22 protein-coding genes and 1 tRNA gene are annotated in these 25,365 nt (G+C 72.6%); 10 read left to right on the top strand and 13 right to left on the bottom strand.

Going from position 1 to position 25,365, the window contains the following annotated elements:
- Positions 1 to 131: 131 nt before the first annotated feature.
- Both ACIBG4_RS33535 and ACIBG4_RS33530 read right to left on the bottom strand, forming a co-directional pair.
- A complete protein-coding gene (locus ACIBG4_RS33535) occupies positions 132 to 821 on the bottom strand; it encodes a cysteine dioxygenase (RefSeq protein ID WP_397205490.1) in 690 nt (229 codons plus the stop codon).
- Positions 818 to 1,708 (bottom strand): amidohydrolase, encoded by an 891-nt coding sequence (locus tag ACIBG4_RS33530; protein ID WP_397205488.1) that lies wholly within the window; start codon positions 1,706 to 1,708, stop codon positions 818 to 820. The genes ACIBG4_RS33535 and ACIBG4_RS33530 overlap by 4 nt, the downstream gene beginning before the upstream one ends.
- 193 nt (positions 1,709 to 1,901) lie before the next feature.
- Here ACIBG4_RS33530 and ACIBG4_RS33525 point away from each other — a divergent pair, with 193 nt between their 5' ends.
- Positions 1,902 to 2,891, top strand: a complete 990-nt coding sequence (locus ACIBG4_RS33525) for a LacI family DNA-binding transcriptional regulator (RefSeq protein ID WP_397205486.1) — start codon at positions 1,902 to 1,904, stop codon at positions 2,889 to 2,891.
- 12 nt (positions 2,892 to 2,903) lie between these two features.
- On the opposite strand, the gene ACIBG4_RS33520 is transcribed toward ACIBG4_RS33525, so the two are convergent.
- Positions 2,904 to 3,506 (bottom strand): TetR/AcrR family transcriptional regulator, encoded by a 603-nt coding sequence (locus ACIBG4_RS33520; RefSeq protein WP_310708852.1) that lies wholly within the window; start codon positions 3,504 to 3,506, stop codon positions 2,904 to 2,906.
- A 48-nt stretch (positions 3,507 to 3,554) separates the two neighbouring features.
- On the opposite strand from ACIBG4_RS33520, the gene ACIBG4_RS33515 reads away from it, so the two are divergent.
- Positions 3,555 to 4,409 carry an alpha/beta fold hydrolase gene (locus tag ACIBG4_RS33515; RefSeq protein ID WP_397205483.1) on the top strand — a complete coding sequence of 285 codons (855 nt, stop codon included), beginning with the start codon at positions 3,555 to 3,557 and terminating at the stop codon, positions 4,407 to 4,409.
- A 4-nt stretch (positions 4,410 to 4,413) separates the two neighbouring features.
- On the opposite strand, the gene ACIBG4_RS33510 is transcribed toward ACIBG4_RS33515, so the two are convergent.
- Both ACIBG4_RS33510 and ACIBG4_RS33505 read right to left on the bottom strand, forming a co-directional pair.
- Positions 4,414 to 5,751, bottom strand: coding sequence for an aromatic amino acid ammonia-lyase (locus tag ACIBG4_RS33510; RefSeq protein ID WP_397205481.1), 1,338 nt, complete (start codon positions 5,749 to 5,751; stop codon positions 4,414 to 4,416).
- Between the two features lie 4 nt (positions 5,752 to 5,755).
- Positions 5,756 to 6,136: a phage holin family protein gene (locus tag ACIBG4_RS33505; RefSeq protein WP_310708855.1), complete on the bottom strand. Its 381-nt coding sequence runs from the start codon at positions 6,134 to 6,136 to the stop codon at positions 5,756 to 5,758.
- 195 nt (positions 6,137 to 6,331) lie between these two features.
- Here ACIBG4_RS33505 and ACIBG4_RS33500 point away from each other — a divergent pair, with 195 nt between their 5' ends.
- A complete protein-coding gene (locus ACIBG4_RS33500; protein ID WP_310708856.1) occupies positions 6,332 to 6,607 on the top strand; it encodes a hypothetical protein in 276 nt (91 codons plus the stop codon).
- Between the two features lie 25 nt (positions 6,608 to 6,632).
- Here ACIBG4_RS33500 and ACIBG4_RS33495 read toward each other — a convergent pair whose 3' ends face one another.
- On the bottom strand, positions 6,633 to 7,406 hold the full coding sequence (locus ACIBG4_RS33495) for an FAD:protein FMN transferase (RefSeq protein WP_397205478.1): 774 nt from the start codon (positions 7,404 to 7,406) through the stop codon (positions 6,633 to 6,635).
- An 84-nt stretch (positions 7,407 to 7,490) separates the two neighbouring features.
- Positions 7,491 to 8,240, bottom strand: a complete 750-nt coding sequence (locus tag ACIBG4_RS33490) for a hypothetical protein (protein ID WP_397205476.1) — start codon at positions 8,238 to 8,240, stop codon at positions 7,491 to 7,493.
- Between the two features lie 52 nt (positions 8,241 to 8,292).
- Here ACIBG4_RS33490 and ACIBG4_RS33485 point away from each other — a divergent pair, with 52 nt between their 5' ends.
- From ACIBG4_RS33485 to ACIBG4_RS33475, 3 genes are all read left to right on the top strand, one after another.
- On the top strand, positions 8,293 to 8,685 hold the full coding sequence (locus ACIBG4_RS33485; RefSeq protein WP_397205474.1) for an OsmC family protein: 393 nt from the start codon (positions 8,293 to 8,295) through the stop codon (positions 8,683 to 8,685).
- A gap of 284 nt (positions 8,686 to 8,969) precedes the next feature.
- Positions 8,970 to 9,896, top strand: a complete 927-nt coding sequence (locus ACIBG4_RS33480) for a nucleoside hydrolase (protein WP_397205472.1) — start codon at positions 8,970 to 8,972, stop codon at positions 9,894 to 9,896.
- Between the two features lie 46 nt (positions 9,897 to 9,942).
- Positions 9,943 to 10,016, top strand: a tRNA-Lys gene (locus ACIBG4_RS33475).
- Positions 10,017 to 10,211: 195 nt separating this feature from the next.
- Here ACIBG4_RS33475 and ACIBG4_RS33470 read toward each other — a convergent pair.
- The gene (locus tag ACIBG4_RS33470; RefSeq protein ID WP_310708865.1) at positions 10,212 to 10,802 is read right to left on the bottom strand and encodes a TetR family transcriptional regulator; all 591 of its coding nucleotides are present in this window, start codon (positions 10,800 to 10,802) and stop codon (positions 10,212 to 10,214) included.
- Between the two features lie 90 nt (positions 10,803 to 10,892).
- On the opposite strand from ACIBG4_RS33470, the gene ACIBG4_RS33465 reads away from it, so the two are divergent.
- The gene (locus ACIBG4_RS33465) at positions 10,893 to 11,849 is read left to right on the top strand and encodes an SDR family NAD(P)-dependent oxidoreductase (RefSeq protein ID WP_397205470.1); all 957 of its coding nucleotides are present in this window, start codon (positions 10,893 to 10,895) and stop codon (positions 11,847 to 11,849) included.
- Between the two features lie 18 nt (positions 11,850 to 11,867).
- Here the strand turns inward: ACIBG4_RS33465 and ACIBG4_RS33460 are convergent, their stop codons facing one another.
- Both ACIBG4_RS33460 and ACIBG4_RS33455 read right to left on the bottom strand, forming a co-directional pair.
- Entirely contained in the window at positions 11,868 to 12,434 is a 567-nt protein-coding gene (locus tag ACIBG4_RS33460) for an NADAR family protein (RefSeq protein ID WP_397205468.1), read from the bottom strand.
- 191 nt (positions 12,435 to 12,625) lie between these two features.
- On the bottom strand, positions 12,626 to 14,032 hold the full coding sequence (locus tag ACIBG4_RS33455) for a glycoside hydrolase family 6 protein (protein WP_397205466.1): 1,407 nt from the start codon (positions 14,030 to 14,032) through the stop codon (positions 12,626 to 12,628).
- Between the two features lie 200 nt (positions 14,033 to 14,232).
- Between ACIBG4_RS33455 and ACIBG4_RS33450 the strand changes: the two genes are divergently transcribed.
- Positions 14,233 to 15,144, top strand: coding sequence for an SMP-30/gluconolactonase/LRE family protein (locus ACIBG4_RS33450; protein WP_397205464.1), 912 nt, complete (start codon positions 14,233 to 14,235; stop codon positions 15,142 to 15,144).
- A gap of 16 nt (positions 15,145 to 15,160) precedes the next feature.
- Here ACIBG4_RS33450 and ACIBG4_RS33445 read toward each other — a convergent pair whose 3' ends face one another.
- Positions 15,161 to 18,400: a GH92 family glycosyl hydrolase gene (locus ACIBG4_RS33445; protein WP_397205462.1), complete on the bottom strand. Its 3,240-nt coding sequence runs from the start codon at positions 18,398 to 18,400 to the stop codon at positions 15,161 to 15,163.
- Positions 18,401 to 18,682: 282 nt separating this feature from the next.
- Between ACIBG4_RS33445 and ACIBG4_RS33440 the strand changes: the two genes are divergently transcribed.
- Complete coding sequence (locus ACIBG4_RS33440) at positions 18,683 to 18,925, top strand: DUF5988 family protein (RefSeq protein ID WP_310708871.1); 243 nt, start codon at positions 18,683 to 18,685, stop codon at positions 18,923 to 18,925.
- Between the two features lie 45 nt (positions 18,926 to 18,970).
- Here the strand turns inward: ACIBG4_RS33440 and ACIBG4_RS33435 are convergent, their stop codons facing one another.
- Both ACIBG4_RS33435 and ACIBG4_RS33430 read right to left on the bottom strand, forming a co-directional pair.
- A complete protein-coding gene (locus ACIBG4_RS33435; protein WP_397205459.1) occupies positions 18,971 to 21,865 on the bottom strand; it encodes a LuxR C-terminal-related transcriptional regulator in 2,895 nt (964 codons plus the stop codon).
- Positions 21,866 to 21,908: 43 nt separating this feature from the next.
- Complete coding sequence (locus ACIBG4_RS33430; protein WP_397205457.1) at positions 21,909 to 23,741, bottom strand: 2-isopropylmalate synthase; 1,833 nt, start codon at positions 23,739 to 23,741, stop codon at positions 21,909 to 21,911.
- A gap of 407 nt (positions 23,742 to 24,148) precedes the next feature.
- On the opposite strand from ACIBG4_RS33430, the gene ACIBG4_RS33425 reads away from it, so the two are divergent.
- On the top strand, positions 24,149 to 25,114 hold the full coding sequence (locus ACIBG4_RS33425) for a UbiA family prenyltransferase (protein ID WP_397205455.1): 966 nt from the start codon (positions 24,149 to 24,151) through the stop codon (positions 25,112 to 25,114).
- Positions 25,115 to 25,365: the final 251 nt, after the last annotated feature.

Here is a 25,365-nt window from a genome sequence, read left to right as displayed (position 1 = left end):
GGCGGGGGCCTGTCGGGGGGGGGCCGTTGCGGGGGGGGGGCGGGCGGGGGCGGGGGCGTGGGCGGGGGGGGGCGGGGCCGGCGGGGGCGGGGTGTCCCCCCCCCCGCCCACGCCCGTGGACGGCCGTCGCCTCAGGCGACGGCCACGTCCCCCAGCTCCGGCTCCGGCGAGGTCTGTGTGCCCGCGTCGCTCCGGGCGACGGCCTCGTCAGCCGGCGGCGCCATGTCGTCGAGGGGCCGCAGCTCGTCCGCGTAGCTGACCGAGACGCGGCGCATCACGCCGGTGCCGTCGATCGAGTACTGCCCGAGCCGCCACAGCGGCGGCGAGTACGCGTGGATGGAGACGCTGCCGTCCGTCGCGCCCGTCAGCCGGTGGATGTGGTCGGGACCGAACGAGAACGAGCGCCCCTCGGGCACCACCGTCTCCAGGTGCTCACCGCCGATGCGCGGGTTGCACTCCAGCAACGCGCCCCGCACCACGTGCACGGCCCCGGACGACACGTCGTGGTCGTGCCAGCCCGTGTCGTCCTCGGGCCGCCAGCACAGCAGCCACACGTCCACGTACGCGTCCCGGTAGAGCGAGGCGTAGTGCCGGCCGCCGTCGGCGGGGAAGTCCACCTCGTGCTCCCACTCCTCCGGGTGGGCCGCCAGCGTGTCGACCAGGCCGCGCAGCTCCCGCCGGTCGAGCGTCCGCTCCGGCAGGTCGGCACAGACGCCCCCGTCCTGGGTCTGGCGCGCGCTGCCGTGGTCGATGGCCGGGTCACTGGCGAGGTTGACGGCCGGGTCACCGATGGTGCCGGTGGGTCGAGTGCCCTCGTTCACGTACGAGTCTCCTTTCTGGCGAGTAGACGACGGGGGTTGGTGACCCGGATGGCGTGCGCGGCGGCCGCGCCGAGGCCCGGGTCGGGTGCGGTGGCGTAGGGGGCGTCGGAGCCGTTGACGACGACGTCGACGCCCAGTTCACGGACGATCGCGTCGATCGCCCTCGGGCCGTACGAGGACGTCTCCACGAAGAAGCCGGGATCGACCCGGCCGCGCCCGCCGCCGCCCCGGGCGATCAGGCGCTCGGCGTGGAGCGGCGCCAGGCCCGCGAGCAGCGCGAAGCAGACGCGCAGCGTGGGGTGGCGGGGGCGGACGACGGCGTGGAAGTAGTGCCAGGCCGCGTGCATCTGCTGCACGTACGGCACGACGGCCGGCCACCACGGCGGCGTCCCGCCCGGCCGCGGCTGCACCGGGCCGCCCGGGTGGGGCGGTGCGGCGGGGCCCGGGTGGATGAAGAGGGGCAGGTCGCGGTCGGTGAGGACCGTCAGGAGCCGGTCGTCCGGAACGGCCGTGGCCGGGATCTGCAGCCCGGCGAACCCCCGGTCGAGGTCGCGCGCCAGGCGGCCGGGGTCGGGGTCGGCGTGGCAGGTGGCGGCCCACGCGCCGAACGGCTCGCCCAGGCCGAGCGCGCCCTCGTGGTAGGCGTCGATCAGCGGCCAGGACTCCTCCGGCGGCAGGAGCTCGATGCCGAGCGGGCTCGACAGCGACACCAGCGCCAGCTCCAGCCCCGTGGTGTCGCGGGGCCCGTGGTCGGCCGGGTTCACCTCGTAGGGCGGCTCGCCGTCGAGGTACAGGGTCCAGCCGTCGAGGCGGGGAGGGGCCGTGCGGGCGCGCAGAGCCTCGATGAACTCGGGCGTCCACAGGTGCTGGTGCACGTCGATGGTCACGACTTGATCGCCTCCTCCCGGCATTTCCTACTGATAATATAGGTTACTGATCGACCGAAACGCCACGAAGGGTGGTGAACCGTTTCAGTGATACGGTTCAGTGAACCGCTTCACCTCCGACATGTCAACGGGTGAGGGTCACGAACCTCCGTGGGTGCGGGTTTCTGTCAGCGCCACGCAATAGGCTGATTCAATGCCCCGGAAGAGAGCGACGATCCGGGAAGTGGCCAAGGCGACCGGCCTGTCGCCGGCGGCCGTTTCCTACGCGCTACGTGGCCTGCAGGTCTCCGAGGAGACCATGGAGCGGGTGCGCGCCGCCGCCGACGAGCTCGGCTACGAGGCCGATCCCATCGCCCGCGCCCTGGCCAGCGGGCGCACCGGCATGATCGGGCTGCTGTGCGGCTCCCTCGAAGACCTCTGGCAGCAGTCGCTGGCCGTCGGCATCAGCAGGGGGCTGCGCGAGAAGGACCGCTACGCCCTCATCCTCGACGCCGTCGGCGACCCAGCCCGCGAGCAGGCGCTCGCCCAGCAGCTGCGCGACCAGCGGGTCGACGGCATGATCGTGCAGCCGCTCGACCCGGCGGCGCCGTTCTGGCCGGAGCTGTGCGAGACCGTGCCGGTCGTGGCGATCGGCGACTCGCTGGCGGGCACGGCCGCCGAGGTCGTCTTCGACAACCGCAGCGGCGTCACGCTGGCCCTGGAGCACCTGCGCGAGCTGGGGCACCAGCGGGTCACCGTGCTGACCCCCACCCGCGACAGCACCCCCGACCGCCCCGCCGACGTGCACGTCACGGCCGAGGCCGAGCGGCTGGGGCTCGACATCGAGGTGGTCATCGCCCCCCACGGCCTGGCCGCCGCCACCGAGGCCGCGCACCACGCGCTGCGCCCGGGCGGCCCCTCGGCGGTGTTCTGCTTCTCCGACTCGATCGCGTACGGGGTCTACGCGGCGGCCCGGGATCTCGGCCTGTCGGTGCCCGGCGACATCTCGGTCATGGGATACGACGACCACCCGATGTCCGGCCTGCTCACGCCGGGGCTCACCACGGTGGACTGGAACATCGACGGCATCGTCAAGGCGGCCGTGCGGCTGGTGTCGGCGGCGGCCGACGGGGGCGCGCGCCGCCGCCGCGTCGTCCAGCGGCCGACCCTCAAGGAGCGTGGCTCGGTCCGCGACCTGACCTGAGCGGACCTGGCGTCAGGGAGTGGGGGTGAAGAGGGCGGCGGTGCGTGCCGCGATCGACTCGCCCGCGATCTCCAGGGGCTCGGTGGTGCGCAGCGCCCGACTCAGCACGAACGCGCCCTCCAGCGCCGACAGCAACGTGATCACCAGCTCGCGGGCCTCCCGCTCACCGGCCCCCGCCCGGGTGAAGAAGCCCGTTCCCAGGGCGATCCACTCGGTGAAGACGTCGACGGTGGCCTGGCGCAGCGGCTCGCTGGTGCTCGCCACCTCCAGGGCCACGGTGGCGATCGGGCAGGCGTCGGCGTAGCCCGTCTCCACCAGGGTGCGCGCCGCGCCCGCGAAGAAGTCGCGGACCCCCGTCACCGGATCGGGCGCTTCCTCCATGACGGCGGTGAACAGGCGCCCGTACCCGGCTCCCGACCTGCGCACGACCTCGGCACCGAGCTGCTCCTTGCCTCCGGGGAAGAAGTGGTAGATGGAGCCGAACGGTGCTTCGGCCTCGGCCACGATCTGCTTGAGCCCAGTGCCGGTGTAGCCCTGACGCCGGAACAGCTCGGCGCCGGCGGCCATGATGCGCTCCTTGGTAGACGGTCTGCCCGTCGCGGGGCCTGCGTTCATGGTCGCTAGTCTATCGCTAGAGCGATCTATCTAGAACGTTCATGGGTCATGGACGGAACGGAGGCGGGCGTGCCGGAGATCGAGCTGAGCGCGGGAGTCATCGAGTACGAGGACACCGGGGGAGAGGGGCCGGTCATCGTCTTCCTGCACGGGCTGACGATCGACTCCACGGTCTGGCGGAAGGTCGTCCCCGGGCTGGCGGGGGAGTACCGGTGCGTGCTGCCCACCCTGCCGCTGGGCAGCCACCGGCGGCCGATGAGGCCCGGCGCCGACCTGTCGCTGCGTGGTCTCGCGTTGCTCGTGGGGGAGTTCCTGGAGCGGCTCGACCTGCGGGAGGTGACCCTGGTGCTGAACGACTGGGGCGGCGCGCAGGTGCTCGTCTCGGAGGGCCGGGCCGAGCGGGTCGGGCGGCTGGTGCTCACGGCGTGCGAGGCGTTCGACAACTACCCGCCGGGCGTGCCGGGCCGCGCCGTCGCCACCGCCGCGAAGATCCCCGGCGGGCTGTGGCTGACCATGCGGGCGTTACGTCTTCGGGCGACGCGCCGGGCCCCCGGTGGATGGGGGTGGATGAGCAAGCGGCCGATCCCGGACGAGATCATGGACGGCTGGTTCCGGCCGGCCATGACGAACCCGGCGATCCGCCGTGACCTGGCCGCGTACGCTCGCTCCACCCCGCCGAAGGCGGTGCTGCTCGCATGGGCGGAGCGGATGCGCGCCTTCGACCGGCCGGTGCTGGTGGTGTGGGCCGCGGAGGACCGGCTGATGCCGCGCGAGCACGGCCCCAGGCTGGCCGCGCTGTTCCCGGATGCCCGGCTGGTGGAGATCGGCGACAGCTACACGCTCATCCCGGAGGACCGGCCAGAGGCGCTGGTGGCGTCCCTCCGCGACTTCCTGACCGCGTGAGCGTTCAAGAGGTGGACGGCGTGCGGAGGGCGGACAGGGCGGCGTCGAGGTCCCGCGTCAGGGGGCGGTCCGGGGTCGGCCCGTCCAGGGCGCGGGTCGCGGCGACGCGCTCGCAGGCCAGCACGATCTCGTACGGCTCCACGCACCGCAGCGCCTGCCGGGCCGCCTGGGTGGCGAAGCCCGCGTGGTCCTCCGTGCCCAGGGAGATCACCGCCGTGCCGGTCGTCACCGGGGTCGCCAGGTGGCGCAGCTCGGCCAGGGCGTCCTGGGCGACGTACTCCAGGATCATCGCCCCGGACGCCCCGGGACGGTCGGCCAGGAACGGCAGCCCGCCCGTGTGGGCGGGATCCATCAGCGTGGCCAGCCGGGCCGTGCCGAGCTGCGCCGTCTGGACCAGGGCGGCGCGCAGCGCGTCGAACGCCAGGGCGACCGGTGCCGAGTGGAAGTTGCCGTTGTGCCAGGCGAGGGAGCCGGAGATCAGGGGGTTCTCGGTGGCGGCGTTCAGGTCGGTCTCGACCGTCTGCTCGGCCCGGCCCAGGACGTCCAGCACGGCCCCGTGGACCTGGGCGAACGCCCGGAAGCCGTACGGGTCCTGGACGCGCGCGGGCGGGCCGGGAGCGTGCAGCGCGCGCAGGCGCTCGGCGACGGCGGCCTGCCCCGGGTGCGGGCGGGCCTCCTGCACGGCGGCCGCCAGCGGCTCCGCCGAGGCGCCGGCCGCCGTGAACGACAGGGCGGCCACGCCGACGGCGGCATCGAGCAGCTCGCGCAGCCGGTGGCAGGCGATGGCGGCGTCGGCCAGCGTGGCGGCGCCGGAGCTGATGAACGGCAGCGCGTCCTCCGGGGCCAGCGGGAAGAGGGGCGCCTGCGAGGGGGAGGGCGGGGTGTGCCAGGGGAGCTCGCCGAGCAGGCACAGCGCCGTGGTGGCCAGGGCCGTCAGGTCGCCGGTGCCGATGGCGCCGTACGTGCGGACCGGCGGCGTGAACCCGGCGTTGATCGCGTACGCCAGCACCGGCAGCACCTCGGGGTCCACCCCCGCCCCGCCCGCCAGGAGCTGGTTGAGTCGTACCGTCAGCATGGCCCTGGCCCGTTCGGGCGGCACGGGCGGACCGGCCCCGCACGCGTGGCTGCGCAGCAGGTCGTGGCCGCCGTGCTCGACCGCCACGTCCTTGTTGGCGCCGACGCCCGTGCCCCGGCCGTACACCGGCCCGGTCAGCTCCCGGGCGGTGGCCCACGCGGCGCGCGCCCGTCCGGCCGGGCCGGCGACGACCTCCACGCGGCCGTGCGCGGCCGCGTGGACGCCGGCGCAGCTCAGGCCGGTGCCGTCGAGGGTCAGCCGGTCCACGTCGTCAGTCGCCGTCCGGGATGATCATCCCGAGCACCCAGCTCACCACGCTGATGATGATCGCGCCCCAGAACGCGGCCGGGTAGAAGTCGTCCACGTGGAAGGGGATGTCGAGCTGCCCCGCGATCCAGCTCGTCAGCAGCAGCATCGCCGCGTTGATGATGAGCAGGAACACACCGAGCGTGAGAACGATGATCGCGCAGCCGAGTGTCTTGACGATCGGCTTCACGATGGCGTTGACGATCCCGAAGATCAGCGCCACGACGAGCAGCGTGCCCCAGTACTTGGGGGAGTTCTCGGCGGTGGTGACGCGGATGCCGTCGAGGAACTGGATGGAGACCCACAGGGCGACCGCGGCCGCCAGGGTCCTGATGATGAATCTCACGCTGGGAGATCCTCCCATTCCGGCAAGGGGGCCGATAGGGGGCGAGGGGCTTCGACACTACGCGGTCGGGGATCACGCCGCGCCGGGCGCTGCCGCGGCCTTTGCGGACTCCGGGGACAGGGCGGGGTGGCCGGGGTGGTGGCCGCCCGTTATCGCGTGCTCGCGGAGGGAAGGAGGGCCCTGGGAGGAGATCAGATGAACACCGAGGGTCTGGAGTCGTTGCCCGCCAGCGAGCTGCACGATCGCGCCGTCCGTTACGCCGTGCGCCACGGGGATCTGGGGTTCCTGTGGAACCTGCTGAAGGTCATCCCGGCGGCGGAGGCGAGCACCGGGAACGAGATGGAGACGGCCGCCGACCTCAGCCGCGTCTCCGCCCTGCTCAGCGACGCCCTGGCGGCCGGCGAGGGCGAGCTGGGCGACGCGCTCCGGCCCATCTACATCGAGTACCTGGCCAAGCACCCGGACGCCTAGCGCCGGCCCGCTCGGGAGCCGGCCGTCATCCGGCGAGGCGGGTCTCCACGGTCTGCGCGGCGAAGCCCGGTGTGACGTACTCCTGCCCGTCCCGCTCGATGATCATGGTCTGGTACGGCCCCCGCGACGCGGTCTCGGCGGCGAAGCGCCGGGCGCGGACCGGCCCCATGGCGTACATGGCGGTGGCGTAGGCGTCGGCGACGCCCAGGTCCGGGCCGAGCACGGTGACGGAGTTGACGGTGGCGAGCCGCACTCCCGTACGGGGATCGACGACGGGCGAGGCGCCCGAGGTGGCGATCCCGAGGTCGTGCGCGGCCACCACCGCGCGTACCAGGCCGGTGCGCGGGTCGCGGATGCCGACCTCCCAGCGGCGGCCGGGCGCGGCCGAGCCGCGCAGCCTGATGTCGTCGCCCGCGTCGATGCGGTGGTCGCCCGCGCCGGTGTTGGCCAGGGCGCGCGAGAGCCGCTCCAGCGCCCAGCCCTTGATGTAGCCCGACGGGTCGATGACGCCGTTGATGCGGGGCTCGAACCAGCCGCCGGTGGCGGCGCTCAGCTCGTCGCAGCGGTGCAGCACCTCGATCAGCTCGGGGATCTGCTCGATGGTCTGGCCGCGGTTCAGCCGCCCGATCTGGCTGCCCTCGAGGCGCGGGTCGAACGTGTCCTCCACCCAGCGCAGCCAGGCGAACGCGTTGTCGAGCAGGGGGGCGAGCTCCCGGGCCGGCAGCGGGGTGCGGATGTCCACCTCGACCCGCATGCCGGCGATCATCTCGACGCGGGTGCTACCGGGAAAAGTCGTCACCTTGCCTCCTTGTGCGCCTGCGGGCTGTAACCCTCCCATATCGGGCGTAATGCCGCCCTAAGCGCTCCGATGCCGCGGAGCTGGTCAAACGCTCTGTGTGTCTTCTACCCGCCGCGGGGCGATGCGGAGCAGCCGGGTCGCGGCGTCGGCCGTCCTGATCCGCGCGCCGGGCACGGCGAGACGGGACAGGGCCCCGCGGACGTACCTCCGGAAGGGCCGCGGGCCGGCCACGACCACCTCGCGGGTGGCGATGTCGGGCACCTGGCGCCGTAGCCCCGAGGCGCTGACCCGCTCCTTGACGCGGGGGTCGTGCTCGTCGCCGACGACCACCAGCAGGCCGTACTCGGCCTGGAGGTCGCGCAGCTCGGGGGTCAGCCGGTCGGCCCGGTAGATGACCACGGTGTCGTCCGCGCGGCTCGACAGCAGCTGCCGCAGCCGGGCGGGGCCGAGGCCGGACGCGACGATCAGCGCACCCTGCGCCGGTGCCGGCGTGGTGTGGTGCCAGACGGCCATCACGGCCGCCATGCCGTACAGGATGAGGGAGCCGGTGCGGCTGAGACCCGTCACGTACGCGGTGGAGCTGAGCTGGTGCACCGGCACGAGCACGGCCGCCAGGTACGTCGCCAGCCGCAGACGCTGCCGGGCCGCCTCGGAGCGCAGCAGGTCCGCGGCCTTGACCGACAGTAAGCCGAGGGCGACGAGTAAGGCCGCCGTCGCGTAGGCCGTGGGACGCCACGGGTACCCGAAGCCGGGCTGGATCGCACCGAACTCCGCCACGGCCACCCCGCACCAGAACAGGACGGGCCACTGATCCGTTTTCGCCTTACCAACCATGACATTAACGATGCGTGCCGAACATGAGAGGTATCTGAGTAGGGTCTAAAACATGGCTAACGTGCGTGTTGAGCGGACCGATGACGGCGGATTCAGGGCGACCAACGCCCGCGGCGCCGAGGTCCGGATGGGCGGCGGCGACGAGGACGGGGTCTTCACGCCGGTAGAGCTGTTGCTGGCCGCGGTGGGCGGCTGCAACATCGTGACGGTGGAGCCGCTGACCGCCAAGAGAGGGCACCGGCTGGTGCGGCTGGCGATGACGGTGGCGGCCGAGAAGGTCGAGCCGAACCTCCTCGGTCCCGTGACGATCACGTACGACGTCGAGCTGCCGTCGGAGGAGGCCGGTGAGGTCTACCGGGCCGTGGCTGAGCGGGTGCACGAGAAGTACTGCACGGTGAGCCGGTCCCTTCAGGAGGGCACGGAGGTCCGGTTGGAGCTTTCATAGCCGGATTAGGCCGATATTCGACCCCGTTATGACGCGTCCGTTGCATTCCGCTCGGTAGTGTCGAGGCAGGTCAGAAGGTACGCCGACTGGCCAGAACAGCTTTTACCGAAGCGGACGCGGAGGGGGACCGTGGTCCGCAAGTGCGGGACCGCCGGCGTTTTGGGGGAAGCGTCGGCCTGGACCGCCTTCGATCGGGGCCGGGCAGGTTTGGGGGAACTGCCCGGCCCCGACTCATGTCCGGAGCCAGGCGTCGTGGCCGTCCGGTGAGCTCATAAGGTTCATCCGTGACAAAACTCCTCATCGACTGTGACCCCGGCATCGACGACGCCCTGGCCCTCGCCCTGGTGGCCGGCTCCCCCTCCCTGGAGCTCGCCGGCGTCACCACGGTCGGCGGGAACGTGGACCTCGCCCTCACCACCGCCAACGCGCTGGCCCTGAGGGAGTTCCTCCACCTCGGGGAGGTGCCGGTCGTGCCGGGCAGCCCCGGCGCGCTGCTGCGGAACGTCATCCGCGCCGACAAGGTCCACGGCAGCTCCGGCCTCGGCAACGCCGTCCTGCCTGCGGCCACCCGCCCCGCCGGGGACGGGCACGCGGTCGACTTCATCGTGGAGACCCTGCGCGCGGCCCCCGGCGAGATCACGCTCGTGGCCATCGGCCCGCTGACCAACATCGCGCTCGCCGTGCGCAAGGAGCCGCGCGTGGTGGAGTGGGCCCGCGACTTCGTGATCATGGGCGGCTCGTACACGCGGGGCAACACCAACCCGGCGGCCGAGTTCAACATCCTCGCCGACCCCGAGGCCGCCGCCATCGTCTTCGACGCCGGCTGGACCGTCACGATGCTCGGCCTGGACGTCACGCTCACCGCCCTGGTGACCACCGACGTCCTGGACCGCCTGCGCCCCCTGGGCCGGCTCGCCGAACAGCTGGTGGTGCCGGCCGCCACGGCGTACGGGATGGTCACGGCCGACGGTGGCCCGGCCATCCACGACGCCTGCGCGATCGCCTACGTCCTGGACCCGTCGCTGTTCACCTGCGTGCCGGCCGTGGTCCAGGTGGAGACGGCCGGCCGGTACACCTCCGGGATGACCGTCACCGACTTCAAGCTGCGCGATCGCCGGCCGAACGCCCTGGTCGCGACGTCGCTGGACGTCAAGAGGTTCTGGGACCTGGTCCTGGACGCGTACACCCGGCTGGCCGCCGGCCTCGGCTGAGTGTGCGGGTGGTCCGCGGCGGCTGCTACAGTTACACCTGTTGCGGGCGCCGCTAGCTCAGTTGGTTAGAGCAGCTGACTCTTAATCAGCGGGTCCGGGGTTCGAGTCCCTGGCGGCGCACAACAACGATGAGGGCACTCTCGCGAAGGCGGGGGTGCCTTTTTCGTTGCCCGGCCAGGACGCCTCCGCCTTCCGCGCCGACACCACCTTCCGCCCGACCGCTCCCTGACCGGGCCGCACCTCCAGGGCTCTCCGGCGACCGTGCCGGTGCGGGCTCGGGCGAGACGGACCTGGGACGCGGCCGGGCTGTGGTCCTCAGAGTCGCTCGGGCAGGCCGGGCCAGCCGGACTCGAGGAGGTCGAAGACGGCGTTCATGGCGGTGAGGGGGTCGGGTTCCGCGCCCGCGAGGTCGGGGATCTCCAGCACGTAGCGGACCAGGGCGCGGATGGTCATGTCGGAGGGGTCCCGGCCGGTCTCGTCGGCGATCGCCTTCGCCAGCGGCTCCTCGCCGGCGATCCAGAGCTTGCGCGAGTAGGCCCGCAGGGCGGGCGTGCTCACGATCAGATCGCGCAGGCGCCGGCGCTCGGGCGGCATGTCCGGGGTGAAGGGGCCCCGGCCGGCCATGAACCGGCGCAGGGCCGCCAGGATCGGCTGGCCGGCGGGCCGGTCGCGGACCGCTGCGACCAGGCCCGCGCGCCGTTCGGCGCCGTCGTCGAAGATCAACGCTTCTTTGCCGTCCGGCACATGCGCGAACAGGGTGGCGATGGAGACGTCCGCCTCGTCGGCGATCTGCGCCACGGTGACCTTGTCGTACCCGTGCTCGGAGAACAGTCGCCTCGCCGCGTCGGCCAGCGCCTGACGGGTCTGTGCCTTCTTGCGCTCGCGTCGCCCCATCGTCGTCGCCATGCCTCCATGCTAGCTGGGACCAGAATGGGTATAAAGTCAGAATGGTTCTAGATTCATAGTGCTTCTACTTTCAGCAGAGAGCTGTCCTCCATGTCCTCCCATCACAGCCCCGACCCGGCCCAGGATCGCTGGGACGTCCATCGGCTGCCACCCGCCGAGGGCAGGACCTTCCTGGTCACCGGCGGCAACGCGGGCATCGGCTACTTCGTCGCCGAGCAGCTCGCCGGCACCGGCGCCACCGTCGTCCTCGGCAGCCGCGACAGCGCGAAGGCCGAGGCCGCGATGGCGTCGATCCGCTCACGCGTCCCCGGTGCCCGCGTACGCCGCGTCCCCCTGGACCTCGCCGACCTGTCCTCGCTCAAGGCGTCCGTGGACGCGCTGGGACCGCACGGTCTCGACGCGGTCGTCCACAACGCCGGTGTGCTGCTCGACGAGCCGCAGCGCCGTGAGACCGGAGACGGTCACGAGCTGATGTTCGCGACCAACCACCTCGGGCACTTCGCGCTGACCTGGTGGCTGGCGCCGCTGCTCACAGCCGCGCCCGCGAGCCGGGTCGTCACCATCGGCAGCTTCACGGCCAAGTCCGTGGACCTCGACGATCTCCAGAGCACGCACGGCTACCAGCCGAAGCGCGCCTACGCGCGGTCGAAGCTCGCGCAGATGCTCTTCGGCTTCGAGCTCGATCGCCGGCTGCGCGCCGCCGGCAGCTCGACGCTGAGTGTGGTGGTCCATCCCGGTGGCGCGCTCGACTCCCTCACCCCTTCACGCCCGCCGTTCCACGTCCGGACCGCCGGAGCGCGGCTGCGTGCCCTGCCGCTGGGCGTGCTCCTTCAGGGCAAGGAGGCCGCCGCGTGGTCCGCCGTCCGAGCGGTCCTCGACCCGTCCGTCCGGGGCGGCCAGCTGTGGGGCCCCCGGGTGCTCGGGATGCGCGGCCTGCCCGCACCCGAGCCCGTACGGGGCATCCTGGCCGACACCGAGCTCGCGGCCCGTGTGTGGGCCGCGAGCCGCGACCTGACCGGCGTCGATCCGAGCTCCCGTTTCGGGTGACACGGGCCGTACGAACGGCTACCCGGCCGTGGCGAGGGTGTCGCGGACGGCCATCAGGGCGAAGCCGAGCAGGTTGGTGCCCTGCCACGCCGAGGGGCGGGCGGCGCGTTCGTCCGAGGCCGTGAGGCCGATGCCCCACACCCGGTCGTTCGGGGCCGCCTCCACCAGGACGCGCCCGGCGGTGCCGGCCAGGAAGCGGCCCAGCTCCGCGTCCTGACCGAACTTGGCGAGGTTGCCCCGGACCACGATGTCGAAGCGGTGGGCGTTCCACCGCTCCTCGTCGAAGCTCCGCACGGTACGGCCGAGCTTCTTGACCTCGCCCGGGTGGCTCGCGGCGAGGATCGCCTCCGCCGTCTCGTCGTCGCCGAACAGCCACGCCTTGTGGGCCATCATGTAGTGCTCGGCCGTGGCGAACGTGTGCCCGCCGGAGGTGAAGGCGGCCGGCCACCACTGCGACAGGCAGCCGGGGCCGACGCCGCCGTCCCGGGCCGGGCGGTGGCCCCAGAAGTAGAGGCAGCGCAGGTCGCGGCCGGCCTGCTCGGCGGCGACGGCCTCGTCGAGGGTGCGGGGGAGGGGGCTGGACATGGTGACCACCGTGGCACAGGGCCGTGTGCACGGTCGAGGGATATTCGTTGGTGGAGGGGGCGCCGGGCCCGCGCCGCCGGGGCCCGCGCACGCCCCGCACCTCCGGGACCGTCGTGAGCGGTCCGCGCGGCCGCGATCGGGTGGCTGCGCCGGAGGTGGGGGCGTCCCTCGTCGTGAGACGAGAAGCGGCGTCAGGTGCCGTCGATGAGGCGGACGGCGATGTCCGGGCTGAACTGGCCGGCCGGGACACCGGGCGCGATGCCGCAGTTGCCGTCCGAGTCGCCGGGCACCTTCACCCACAGCAGCATCTCGGCCGCCCCGCCCGCCTGGGCCGGGACGCCGAGCTTGCGGCCGGCCGGGTTGCACCACTCGCCGTTGGAGCCGTTGCCGTTGCGGCTGGTGTCGATGACGAACGTGGCGGTGCCGCCGAGGGCGGAGTTGACGGCATTGGCGTGGGTCGCCGACTCGCTGGTGGTGTAGTAGTTCGAGACGTTCACCGAGAAGCCGCGGATGTTGCGCACTCCCGCGGCGGCCAGGCGCGTGGCCATGGTGCCCGCCGCGACCCAGCCGGAGTTGCCGCCGTCGAGGTAGGCCCACGTGTTGGTGGCCTTGTCGCGGAACTGCTGGGTGGCGTACGTGAGCATGCGGTTGCGCTCCTGGACGGCCGCGTCGCTCATGCAGTTGAAGTCGCCGAGGCTGTCGGGCTCGATGACGACGACCGCGGGGCGGTCGCCGATGGCCGAGGCGAACGCGGAGATCCACGTCTTGTACGCGGCCTCGCTGCCGGCGCCGCCGCCGGAGTGGCCGCCGCAGGCGTCGCGGCCGGGGATGTTGTACGCCACGAGGACCGGCAGCTTGTCGGCCGTGTCGGCGGCGGTCACGTAGGAGGACACGGCGGAGCCGATGTCGCTGTTCCAGTTGCCGAACCAGCGGGCCATGGGCTTGTCGGCGATGGCGGACCGGATGCGGGCGGCGCGGGAGTCGGAGGAGTGGTCGCGTACCCAGGTGGCCGGGTTGGAGTCGGGGTCGACGTAGAAGCCGTCGGTCATGGCGAGCGGTCCCGACCCGGGCGGGGTGGAGGGCGAGGTCTCGGTGAGGGAGACGTTGTCCAGGGAGAAGGTGAAGCCGGCGTTCTTGCCGAGCTGGAAGGAGACCTGCCCGCCGGTCGTGCCGAGCGTGGAGGTGAAGGGGAAGGTGAAGCGCTTGCTGGTGGTGCCCAGGGAGAGGGTCTGGGTCAGCGTCCTGGTGTAGGGGGAGTCCGCGAGCTGCACGGTGGTGACGGCGCTGACCGGGGCGGAGGCCGAGGCGTCGAACGACAGCGTGTAGCTCTTGCCCTGGGCCAGGGTGATCGCGTTCTGGCCGACCATGGCGTCCCAGGGGTTGGCGGTGCCGCCGGTCACCTGGACCTGGAGCCTGCCGCCGTTGACGGCCATCGAGGTGTTGGCGGAGCTCCACCAGGGGGCGGTGCCGCCGGCGAAGGTGCCGTTGACCACGAGCTCGGGCGCCGCCGAGGCGGGCGTGGCGACGGCGACCGTCGCCGCTGCCGCCACTGTCGCGGCCGAGGCGGTGATCGCCAGCACGCGGGTTAACAACCGCATCAATGCTTCCCTTCGGTAGATCTGACTACGAAGACCCCAACTATCACAGGAGATCAACCACCATGTGACGACATATCCGAACATCGGGCAAGACGTTCTGTTGACAGGTGATGGCCGGAGCCGGACGTATACGCTGGTCGGAGGGGGTGTGTTCGGCCGGGATGATCTGGTAGGAAGGATCAGCCTGAGGAGGTTCGCGCATGGATCTCGTACCGTTCGAACTCGAGGCGCTGGACCCCCGGATCGCCGCCGTCGGTGGCGACAGGTGGCTCGAACGCCTTCACCGGGGCGCCCGCTGGACCGAGGGCCCCGTCTACTTCCCGGCGGGCCGCTTCCTCGTCTGGAGCGACATCCCGAACGACCGCATGCTGCGCTGGGACGAGCTGACCGGCGCCGTCGGCACGTTCCGCGAGCCGGCCGGCTACACCAACGGCAACACGCTCGACCGCGAGGGCCGCCTGGTCTCCTGCGAGCACGGCGCCCGCCGCGTGACCAGGACCGAGCACGACGGCTCCATCACCGTGCTGGCCGACCGATGGCGGGGCAAGCGGCTCAACAGCCCCAACGACGTGGTGGTCCGCTCCGACGGGTCCGTCTGGTTCACCGACCCGCCGTACGGGATCCTCAGCGACTACGAGGGACACCGCGCCGACCAGGAGATCGACGGCTGCCACGTGTACCGGATCGACCCGGTCACCGGCGAGCCCCGCGTCGTGGCCGACGACTTCGCCCGGCCGAACGGGCTGGCCTTCTCCCCTGACGAGAGCCGCGTCTACATCGCCGACACCGAGCGCGACCACGTGCGCGTCTTCGACGTCCACGACGACGGCAGCCTGTCGGGCGGCAAGGTGTTCGCCGAGCACACCGGCAAGGGCGGCTTCGACGGGCTACGGCTCGACGACACGGGGCGGGTGTGGGCGGCCGTCGGCAGGGCGGTCCACTGCTACGACCCCGACGGCACGCTCCTCGGCCGGATGATCCTGCCGGAGGCCGCCGCCAACCTCGTCTTCGGCGGCCCCAAGCGCAACAGGCTGTTCATCACCGCGACGACGTCCGTGTACTCGATCCTGCTGAGCGTCAGAGGAGCCCGCCCGGTGTGGGCGAGCTCCTGAGAGACGTCCGGGCAGGCTAGGCGAACGCCCAGGCGAACAGGTGGATCTCCCCGTCCTCGGGGGTGGAGAACGTCACGCTCTTCACCGTCTTGGCCGGGTCCAGCGCGATCGGCTGCGCCGCGAAGACGTGCGCGCCGATCGGCTGCAGTGCCCACGACCCCCAGAACAGCCGGTACGGCGCGCTGGCCACGATCTCGTTGCCGAACGCGGGCTGCTCTCCGCCGAAGTCGAGGATCCACTCGCTGAAGCCGAGCTTCCCGGTGCCGGTCGAGCCGTCGGTGTAGGTGACGGTCACGTTCGACTCGGGCCAGCCGTTGACCCCGGCCCCGAGGAAGGCGAGCTTGGTGGCCCCGGCGGGCGCGGCCATCTCGATGGGCTGGGTGCCGGGCCGCAGGTTGTCCCACTGGCCGGGCTTGCGGCTCGGCCAGGTGAACGTGAAGCCCTTCCAGGCGAACGTGCCGCCCGGCTTGAGCCCGGCGTCGGCCAGGGACTGCGCCGGGTAGCTGAAGCCGGGACCGTCGATGTTGGCCTCGTCGGGCACGGCGGCGTCGCCGATGCCGGAGTTGTTGTGATACCAGGCGATCGTGCCGCGTTTGGCCACGTTGAGCCGGGTGCTCGCGGTCACTCCGCTGCTGCTGCTCCCCGCCGGGTTGTCCACACTGATGGGCACGGTCACGAGGTCCGGCGCGGTGCCCGCGGCCACGGAGATCCGCACCTTGACGGCGGCCCTGCCGCCGGCCGGCACGCTCAGGGTCCCGCTCGCCGGTGACACGGTGATGCCCGCCGGCGGCTTGGCCTGCCAGGTCACGGTGGCCGCCGCGCCGAGCGACTGCACCGACAGCTCCGCGTCGACCGCGCCGCCGGGCTCGACGGGCGTGGCGCCGGGGGTGAGGCCGGCGACGAACGCCTTGGAGCCCTGGCCGAACGAGGGCGGGGCGTTGCGCGGGTCGGCCCCGAACGTCAGGTTCGGCGACGAGCCGAGCGTGAAGTCGAGCCGCCCGCCCCGGGTCGCGAACGACTCCGGCAGCCACGCCTTACCGGTCGCCACGCCGTTCACCCGCAGCGTCTGGATGTAGCGGTTGGCCGGGGAAGGCGCGCTGACCACGATGTCGCCCGCCGGCCGGGTGACCGTGACCTTGTCGAACAGCGGTGTGCTGACCAGCAGCTCGGCCCGGCCGGGGATGGCCGGGAACAGGCCCATGGCCGACCACACGTACCACGCGCCCATGGTGCCGAGGTCGTCGTTGCCGACGAGCCCGTCGGCGCCGGAGGTGAACAGCTCCTGCTGCACCCGGCGCACCACGTCCTGCGTCTTGTACGGCTGCCCCGCCCACGCGTACAGCCACGGCGACGGCAGCGCGATCTCGTTGCCCAGGTACGCGTACGCCTCGGCCGGGCCCGCGTTGAGCTTCTTGAAGTAGCCGTCGAGCCGCGGGATGACCTTGCTCAGGCCGCCCATCGCGGTGAACAGCCCTTGCGGGTTGTGCGGCACCATCCAGTGGTACTGGGCGCCGTTGCCCTCCATGTAGACGTCGGGCGCGGCCGGGTCGAACGGCGCGGTGAACGACCCCTCACCCATGCGCGGCTGGATCCAGCCGTTGCCCGGGTTGTAGAGGTTCTGCCACGACTGGGCGCGCTTCATGAACTCCGTGGCCGTCGCCTGGTCGCCGAGCCGGGTGGCGAGCTGCGCGATCCCGAAGTCGGCCACGGCGTACTCCAGCGTGGACGACGGGTCGGAGGGGACGAAGCCCTTGGCCATGTAGTCGGCGTTGCCGGGGCGCTCGTCGTACTGGGCCTCCGGGTGGCCGATGTCCTTCGGGCCGACGCGCCGGGCGGCCGCGGCCATCGCCTTCAGCGCCGCCGCCGAGTCGAAGCCGCGCGCCCCGAAGGCGTACATCGTGGACAGGATGGAGTGGTACGGGTCGCCGACCATGACCCCGGTGACGGCCGTCTGGTGCGACCAGCGGTCCCAGACGTTGCCCAGGGCCTGGGCGTTGTCGTACATCGACTGGGCGATGTCGGCGGCCACGTCCGGCACGAGGAGCGCCAGGAGCTGCACCTCGGTCCGGTAGATGTCCCAGCCGGAGAACGTCGCGTACTGGTGGTGCCCCGCGCGCACGGTCCTGGGTTTGCCGTCGAAGCCGGTGTAGGTGCCGTCCACGTCCTCGAAGACGTACGGCTGGAGCAGCGTGTGGTACAGGTTGCTGTAGAACGTGCGGCGCTGGTCCTCGGTGCCGCCGGCGACCCGGATCTGGCCGAGGCGCTGGTCCCAGACGGCGGTGGCCTCCTGGCGCACCTGGTCGAGGGCCTTGTCGCCGATCTCCTTGTCCAGGTTGTTCCGCGCGCCGTCGATGCTCACGTACGACAGGCCGACGCGCATCTGCACCGGCTTGGCGGGGTCGAACTCCAGGTACGCCCCGGAGCCGGGCCCGTTGACGGTGACGTCGGTGCCGGTGACCAGGTCGGCCCGGACGCGGGCCTTGGAGGCGTCGTTGGAGATGGTCTGCGTCCCCGGCCGCACCTCGTCGTTCTTCCAGGTGCCGTAGCCGGTGAACGGCTGGTCGAACGTGGCGTGGAAGTACACCTTGTACCGGAGGGGCGGGCCGCAGAAGCCGCCGGTCTTCACCCAGCCCTCGACCGTGTTCTGGCCGATGCGGGTCTCGCCGTCGTCGATGCCGTTGACGGAGCCGCTGGTGTTGAGCAGCAGCGTGGCGGGCTTGCCCTGCGGGAAGGCGAAGCGGGCGACGCCGGCGCGGGCGCTGACCGAGATCTCCGTGGAGACGCCGGTGTCCAGCGTGCTGCTGTAGTAGCCGGGCGCGGCCTTCTCGTTCTCGTGCTTGAACGTCTGGACGTAGTCCATGCCGTGGGTGGCGGGCGAGCGGGCGATCTTCCCGGAGAACGGCATGACGGGGAAGTCCTGGGCGCCGTTGCAGCCGGGCCCGGAGATGTGCGTCAGGGAGAAGCCGCGCAGCCGGTTGTCCTCGTACTGGTAGCCGCCTCCGGCGTCCTCGACCGTGTCGGGACTCCACTGCATCATGCCGAACGGGAGAACGGCGCCGGGGAACGTCATGCCGCCGCCCCCGCCGTGGCCGAAGTCGGTGGCCGCCTCCTTCGTGCCGTGGAAGACGTTGACCAGCTCGGTCGGGCTGACGTCGACGCCCACCTCGGCGGCGGCGGTCACGGGGGGCGGGGCGCCGGGCGGCAGGGCCAGGGCTGCCAGCAGGACGGTGACGGTAGGTAAGGACCATGGGGACATGGCGGGCCTCCAGAACGCGGTTTGCAGCATCGAAACGCCGATGACCGGAGACGGTCAACGAGCAGAAACGGCGGGCAGAGCCTGCCACCGGCGGTGGCCGCCCGTGGCTCGAATAGGGGTTGGCGCGCCCCCGGGGTCGTTGGCACATTCGCAGGAAGCCCCTGTGTCGCACCCCGGCCGGAGGAGATCCCGCGATGACCGTCCCGCCCAGGCGCCGCCTCGCGCGCCGCGGGCGCCACTCCGACATCCCGCTGTGAACACTGCCGTCCACCAGGAGGCGCCATGTCCCATCTCGCCCCGTCCCAGCCAGCTGTCCAGCAACAGGTCACCGCCGTGCTCGTGGGCGGCCCCGACCACCTGCCGGGGGACCGGCGCGTCCAGCGGGTCAGCGCCGGCACCGACACGCTCAAGCTGCCGCACGGCGCCGGGTACGAGCACTTCCGGCACCACGGCGAGAGCACCACGGTCGACGGCGCGGACGCCCTCGTCTTCCAGTGGGTCATGCACACGGCCATCGCGGAGTGACCCGCCGCCTCCCCGGCCCTTTCGGGGGGCCGGGGTTCGGCCGGGTCAGGCCTGGCGGCTCATCAGGTCGGCGGGCAGCTCGGTCCGGCGGGTGACGTTGAGCTTGCGGTAGATGCGGGTCAGGTGCTGCTCCACCGTGCTGACCGTGATGAACAGCTTGCCGGAGATCTCCCGGTTGGAGTAGCCGTCGGCGGCCAGCGCCGCGACGCGCCGCTCGGCGTCGCTGAGCACGGGCCGCACGCCGCCCGGCTCCGCCTCGCCGTCCTCGTCCTCGCCCGGCGCGAGGTCCGGGTCCAGGACCGTGATCCGGCACTCGTCGGCCAGGGCGCGCGCCCGCCGTCCCACCATCCACGCGCGCCGGAACTCGCCCATCGCCCGGTACGCCTCCGTGAGCTCGCCGAGCGTCCTGGCCAGCTCGTACCGGTCACCGCTCGACTGGAGCAGCTCGGCCGACTGGCGCAGCATCATGACGCGGTGGCGCGGCTCGCCGACGGCGGCCAGCAGCCGCAACCCCGCCCCGTGGACGCGGGGGGCGCGGCGGTCGCAGCGGGCGAGCTGGTCCTCCACGAGCACCCGCGCCTCCTCCGGCTCCTCCAGCCGGATCAGCGCCTCGGCCACGTCCAGCCGCCACGCGATGAACCCCGGCGCGTCCAGCCCCCACGCCCGCATGAGCTCGCCGCACAGCCGCAGGTCGCGCAGCGCCTGCAGGGGCTGGCCGGCCATCAGGTGGAAGCGGCCCCTGCCGTACAGGTAGTGCAGGCCGAACCGGGTCTCCAGCATCGCCTCCGGCACCGGCCGGTCCGCCTGGGGCAGGAACTCCTCGAACCGGCCCATGGCCGCGCCCGCCAGGAGCAGGCTGCCGATCGGGCCGCCGACGGCCACGCCCCAGCTCCCCGGCGGGATGATCTCCAGGGCCCGCCGCGCGTCGTCCACCGCGCCCGTGAGGTCGCCCCGCCGCAGGTGGATCTCCGCGCGGATCGCGGACAGCCGTGCCTGCCGGCTCGGAGCGTGGCGCGAGGCGGCCTCGGCGATGAACGCGTCGCACCACGGCGCCGCCCGGTCCGCCCGGCCCGTGTAGGTGAGGGTGAGCAGCGCGCTCTCGACGGTGTCCATGGACATCTCGTCCAGACGGCAGCCGCGCAGCACCCGCTCGGCCGTGGCGGCCGGCTCGTCGGGGCACTCGTCGGCCAGCGCGCGGGCCAGCGCCCCCGCCGACTCCAGGCGGCGGCCGACGCTGAGCGAGTGCGCCGCGCCGCTGGCCTGCTCGTCGCTGAGCTTGGGCAGGTGCGGCAGGAACGACGGGTAGCTGCTGCGGAACCAGGCGCGTGCGGCCGCCAGCTCGGCCACGGTCTCGCGGTCCGGCTCCGCCAGCTCGCCGAGGCGGGCGAGCACGTCCTTGGCGTCGGTGTCGTGGCCGTGCCACAGCAGCGCCTTGGCCAGCACCACGGCGTCGCCGCCGCCCAGGTGGCCGTTGTGCAGCGCGGCGGTCAGCTCGGCGAGGTGGCCGGCGGGGGTGCTCGGGTTGATGCGCCACTTGGCGCGTACCAGCGTGGTGGTGATCCGGGCGCGCCGCCGCTCGTCGGCGCACGCCTGCCAGGCCAGCTTGAGGTACTCGATCGCGGGCTCCACGTCGCCGTCGCGCAGCGCCTGCTCGGCGGCCTCCTCCAGGACGGGCAGCGCCCACGGGTGAGCGGCGTGGCCGCCCCGGATGAGGTGGTCGGCCACGGCCGCCACGGGAGCGCCGTCGTGGTAGGCCAGCTCGGCGGCGCGGCGGTGCAGGAGGGCGCGCTCGGAGCCGTCCAGCCCGGCCAGCACCGCCGCCCTGGCGGCCTCGTGCCGGAACCGGCCGCCGCTGAGCAGCCCGGCGCCGGTCAGCGCCTGCTCCGCCCGCGCCGCGTCCGCCACACCCGCCCGCCGGTCCGGCTGACCCCCGTACAGCCGGTCCGTCTCCGCACGTGCGGTCGTGTCTCCATGTGCGGTCGTGTCTCCACGTGCGGTCGTGTCTCCACGTCCGGCCGTCTCCCCATCCGCGGTCGTCCCCGCACGTCCGGTCGTGTCGCCGGTGTCGGCGCGGCTGAGGAGACGGGCCGCGGCGGCGGTGGTCCCCGCCACCGCCAGCGCGCGGGCCATGAGCAGGGCCTCCGGGCCGGCGCGGTGCAGGCAGGCGACGACGGCCTCGCCGTACCTGTCGCCCGGGGCGCCGGTGTCCTGGAGGTCCTCCAGCGCGGCGTCCACGAGCAGCCGGTTGCCCCCGCTCACCTCGTGGCAGCGCGCCGCGAACCGGGCCGCCGCCTCCTCGCCCGCCAGTCGCGCCACCCGCTCGGCGACGCCCTGCTCCGTCAGGTGGCCGAGCCGCACCTGCCGGCAGTGCGGCTGCCGGAGGACCTCGGTGTGCAGGAGGTTCGGGAGGCGGGCCTGGTGTCCGGGCGTGCCGAACACCAGCATGATGCGCGCGTACTTCACCCGCCGCGCCAGGTACGACAGGCAGAGCTGGGACGCGCGGTCGGCGTGGTGCATGTCGTCGACCGCGATGACGAGCGGGCAGCGCTCCGACAGCTCCAGCAGCACCGTGCAGAGCGCGTCCACGATCTGCACGTCCACGTGCTCGATCGAGTCGGCGCGCGGGTCGCTGGAGATGTGCGCGCGGGCGCCCTCCTGCAGCAGGCGCAGCGTGGTGGCGCGGTGCTCCTCGGTCATCGGCGCGTTGTGGAGGAGCTGCGACAGCACGCCCAGGGGCAGGTCGCGCTCGGCCAGCGAGCCCATGGCGCTCAGCGGCAGCGCGCCGTGCTCGAACGCGTCGTCGGCGAAGCCGTACAGCAGCCGGCTCTTGCCGGTGGCGATGGCGCCCGTGACCAGGGCGATCCGGCCGCGGCCGGCCACCGCCTCCTCCAGGAGCCCGTGCAGCAGGGTCATGGCCTGCCGTTCGTCGTCCACGGCCATGATGGCCCTCCTCGGTGTCGTCGGTGGTGGGGCTCGCGGCCGGTCAGTGGCCGGCCGGTTCCAGCGGGCGCCGCCGGGTGGGGCGGCCCTGGGCGGCGCCGCACGCGGGGGCGGCGGCCGTCCGGTCCGCGAAGGCGTCGTCCGGGAAGGCGTCGCCGCCGGTGAGCCGGCTCTCGGGCCCGGTGGCCGCGAGCAGGCGGGCGCCGGCGGCGCGGACCGCGGCGTACGCGGCGGCGGCGACGTCGCGGCCGATGCCCGCCCCCCACGCCACGGCGTCGCCCGTCCCGCACTCGGCGTAGATCACGACCTCCTCCGGTGTCCGGCCGCCCAGCGCGGGCCGGTGGGGCGTCAGGCGCTGGTCGTCCAGCGCCGGCGCGGTGCGGTGGACCGCGCGCACCTCGATGCCCCACGGCGCGAGCACCGACCCGATCGTGCGCACGGCGTCCGCGCGCGGCCCGCTCACCTCGAACCCGCCGTCGACATACAGCGTCGCCGTCACCGGCTCGCCGCCGGCCGGCAGCGGCTCGGCCGGGTCGCCGCGGTGCAGGTACTCCTCCTCGAACAGCGCGCCGATGCGGCTCGGCGACAGCTCGCCGCCGCCGTCCTCGGCCGTGGCCTGGACGCGGGCCGCCAGGTCGGCCTGCAGGCCGCGGGGCAGGTGCAGGCCGTGCCAGGCGCTCATCACGTACGCGACGCCGCCCTTGCCGGACTGGCTGTTGATCCGCACGACCGCCTCGTACGTGCGGCCCACGTCGGCGGGGTCCACCGGCAGGTACGGCATCCGCCAGGGCAGGCCGGCGGCGGTGACGCCGTCCTCGGCGGCACGGCGCTCGCGGTCCTCGAAGCCCTTGTTGATCGCGTCCTGGTGCGACCCGGAGAAGGCGGTGTAGACCAGGTCGCCGCCGTAGGGGTGGCGCGGGTGGACGGGGAGCTGGTTGCACAGCTCGACGGTGCGCCGGACGGCGTTGATGTCGGAGAAGTCGATGCCCGGGTCGATGCCGTGGGCGTACAGGTTCATGCCGAGCGTCACCAGGCAGACGTTGCCGGCCCGCTCGCCGTTGCCGAACAGGCAGCCCTCGATCCGCTCGGCGCCGGCCAGCAGCGCGAGCTCGGCGGAGGCGACGCCGGTGCCGCGGTCGTTGTGCGGGTGGACTGACAGGCACACGTGCTCGCGGCGCGACAGGTGCCGGCCGAGCCACTCGATCTGGTCGGCGAAGACGTTCGGCAGGGACCGCTCGACCGTCGTCGGGAAGTTGAGGATGATGCCGCGGCCGGCGGCGGGCTGCCAGACGTCCATGACGGCCTCGCAGACCTCCAGCGAGAAGTCCAGCTCGGTCTCGTTGAACAGCTCGGGGGAGTACTGGTAGCCGAGGTCGCAGTCGGGCAGGGTCCGCTCGGCGTGGTCCATCATCACCCGCGTCGCCCGGACCGCGAGCTCCTTGCAGCCGGCCCGGTCGAGGTCGAACACCACCTGGCGGAACTGCGGCGACGTCGCGTTGTAGATGTGGATCACGGCGCGGGGCGCGCCCCTGAGGCAGTCCAGGGTGGCCGTGATCAGCTCCTCGCGGGCCTGGGTGAGCACGGTGATCCGCACGTCGTCCGGGATGTGCTCCTGCTCGATGAGCAGGCGGACGAAGTCGTGGTCGTCCTGGCTGGCCACCGGGAAGCCGACCTCGATCTCCTTGTAGCCCATGGACACGAGGAGGTCGAACATCATGAGCTTGCGCTCGGGGCTCATCGGGCGGGCCAGGGACTGGTTGCCGTCGCGCAGGTCGGTGGACAGCCAGCGCGGCGCCGAGCTGATGCGCCTGCTCGGCCAGGTGCGGTCGGTGAGGTCGAGGGGGGTGAATCCGGTATAGCGTTCTGCACCCTGCATCGTCGGATTTCCTTTCCAGGAACACGGCTTCGCCAGGAGGATCGCAACGGGATGGTCGCGGTGCGTGGTCGCGGGTCTTCCGCTTTCGCCGGCCCCGGAGCTAGAGTGCAAATTCCGGAATACCACGGTGTGAATGTTCGGTACCGCTGGGGGAGAAGGGCCGGTCATAATCTCGTGTGATGGCCCTGAAGCTATAGGGGTGTCGGGGGCCCGGCAAGAAGGTGGACCAGGAGTTCAGGGGCGGATATCCAGGGGGAGTACGACCGGGTATCGAAAGGCGCATCCGGCCTACACCTTTCGGATTACTCCCTTAACCGCCGCCCGGTCCTGAGGTCACAATCCGGGCTATGGCCGCTCCCTGGACACCTCCGGCCCCCCGTCCCCTTCTCTTTTCCACCGGCGTTCGCGTGCTCCTGCTGTGCGTCGCCGAGGCCCGCCCCGGAGTGCTCGCCGTGTCGGCGCTGCGCTATCTGTCCGGGATGGCGCTCGTACTGCCCGCCGTTCCGGCTCCCGAACCTCTGAAGGTCGTGCAGGGCGCGACCGCGTGGGTCCTGTCGATCTTCGCCGTCTATCTGTTCAACGGCGTCACGGACGTGGCCGAGGACCGCATCAACGGGTCGGGCCGGCCCATCGCGCGGGGCGACCTCGATCCGCGGGTCGCGGCCGTGGTGGCCGCGGCGGCGGGCGCGCTGTCGCTGGCGGCGACGGCCGGCCTGCCGCACCCGATGGTGTGGATCATCGCGGCCAACCTCGTGCTGGGATTCCTGTACTCGGGACCGCCGCTGTCGCTGAAGGACAGCTGCGGCGGCACGGTCGCGGTCCTGTGCCTGTCGGGACTGCTGTCGTACGCGGGGGGAGCGGTCGTGGCGGGCTCGGCCACCTATGAAGGCGTGGCGGGGTCGGCGACGGTTTCGGCTGTGGCGATGGTGCAGATGCCGCCGTCGCTGCTGGTCTTCGCCGCGGCGGCGACCTGTTGGATGGTGCTGGTGGGCGTGCCCGCCAAGGACCTGTCGGACATCCCGGGGGACACGGCGGCGGGCCGGCGGACGCTCGGGGTGCTGATCGGCGAGCGGAGGTCGCGGCAGGTGATGATCGCGGCGGCGCTGGTGGTCCTGGCCGCGTTCGGGCTCGCGGTGGTGCTCCTGGAGGTGCCCCTGGTGGCGGTGCTGGCGGTCATGGCGGCCGGGGTCGTGGCCGTCGCGGTGGCCGGAACGATGCCCGGAGCGGTGACCGGAAGGATGGCCGGAACACTTGCTCCCGGAAAGCGTACAGGTAGTGCCGGTCGTGGTGCTCGACGTCGCCCATACCGGGCATTCATGTTAACGCAGCATCTACTACACATTACCCCTCTTCTGACTAATATATGGCCATAAGTGTTGCATTAGTGTGCCCGCTGCGCGATGCTAGGCTCACTCGTGCACTCCCCATGGCGGAGGGTGGACCTTGGACGCGGCACACGGGGCGGCGGAGGATCCGGCGAGATTCGTCGAAGCTTGTCGCGAAGAAGTTCTCACGGAATTCGAAATCGCACTCCGGACCAGCGGAAACGCTCTCTTCTCCGATCCGGTCGCCAGGGGCCAGGCGGTCTCCACGGCCCGATACGTGCTCGACGACGTCGCGGCTA

Source organism: Nonomuraea sp. NPDC050383 (assembly GCF_044459125.1).
Taxonomy (GTDB): domain Bacteria; phylum Actinomycetota; class Actinomycetes; order Streptosporangiales; family Streptosporangiaceae; genus Nonomuraea.
The sequence above is the reverse complement of the archived record's forward strand: the minus strand, read 5'-3'. Positions and strand labels throughout refer to the sequence as shown.

Coding starts and splice junctions, on each gene's coding strand:
- ACIBG4_RS33520 (WP_310708852.1), bottom strand. CDS start 3,506: ATGAACGCAGGCCCCGCGACGGGCAGACCGTCTACCAAGGAGCGCATC.
- ACIBG4_RS33455 (WP_397205466.1), bottom strand. CDS start 14,032: ATGCGGTTGTTAACCCGCGTGCTGGCGATCACCGCCTCGGCCGCGACA.
- ACIBG4_RS33445 (WP_397205462.1), bottom strand. CDS start 18,400: ATGTCCCCATGGTCCTTACCTACCGTCACCGTCCTGCTGGCAGCCCTG.
- ACIBG4_RS33460 (WP_397205468.1), bottom strand. CDS start 12,434: ATGTCCAGCCCCCTCCCCCGCACCCTCGACGAGGCCGTCGCCGCCGAG.
- ACIBG4_RS33430 (WP_397205457.1), bottom strand. CDS start 23,741: ATGCAGGGTGCAGAACGCTATACCGGATTCACCCCCCTCGACCTCACC.
- ACIBG4_RS33435 (WP_397205459.1), bottom strand. CDS start 21,865: ATGGCCGTGGACGACGAACGGCAGGCCATGACCCTGCTGCACGGGCTC.
- ACIBG4_RS33500 (WP_310708856.1), top strand. CDS start 6,332: ATGAACACCGAGGGTCTGGAGTCGTTGCCCGCCAGCGAGCTGCACGAT.
- ACIBG4_RS33465 (WP_397205470.1), top strand. CDS start 10,893: ATGTCCTCCCATCACAGCCCCGACCCGGCCCAGGATCGCTGGGACGTC.
- ACIBG4_RS33440 (WP_310708871.1), top strand. CDS start 18,683: ATGTCCCATCTCGCCCCGTCCCAGCCAGCTGTCCAGCAACAGGTCACC.
- ACIBG4_RS33525 (WP_397205486.1), top strand. CDS start 1,902: ATGCCCCGGAAGAGAGCGACGATCCGGGAAGTGGCCAAGGCGACCGGC.
- ACIBG4_RS33450 (WP_397205464.1), top strand. CDS start 14,233: ATGGATCTCGTACCGTTCGAACTCGAGGCGCTGGACCCCCGGATCGCC.
- ACIBG4_RS33515 (WP_397205483.1), top strand. CDS start 3,555: ATGGACGGAACGGAGGCGGGCGTGCCGGAGATCGAGCTGAGCGCGGGA.
- ACIBG4_RS33490 (WP_397205476.1), bottom strand. CDS start 8,240: ATGGTTGGTAAGGCGAAAACGGATCAGTGGCCCGTCCTGTTCTGGTGC.
- ACIBG4_RS33485 (WP_397205474.1), top strand. CDS start 8,293: ATGGCTAACGTGCGTGTTGAGCGGACCGATGACGGCGGATTCAGGGCG.
- ACIBG4_RS33470 (WP_310708865.1), bottom strand. CDS start 10,802: ATGGCGACGACGATGGGGCGACGCGAGCGCAAGAAGGCACAGACCCGT.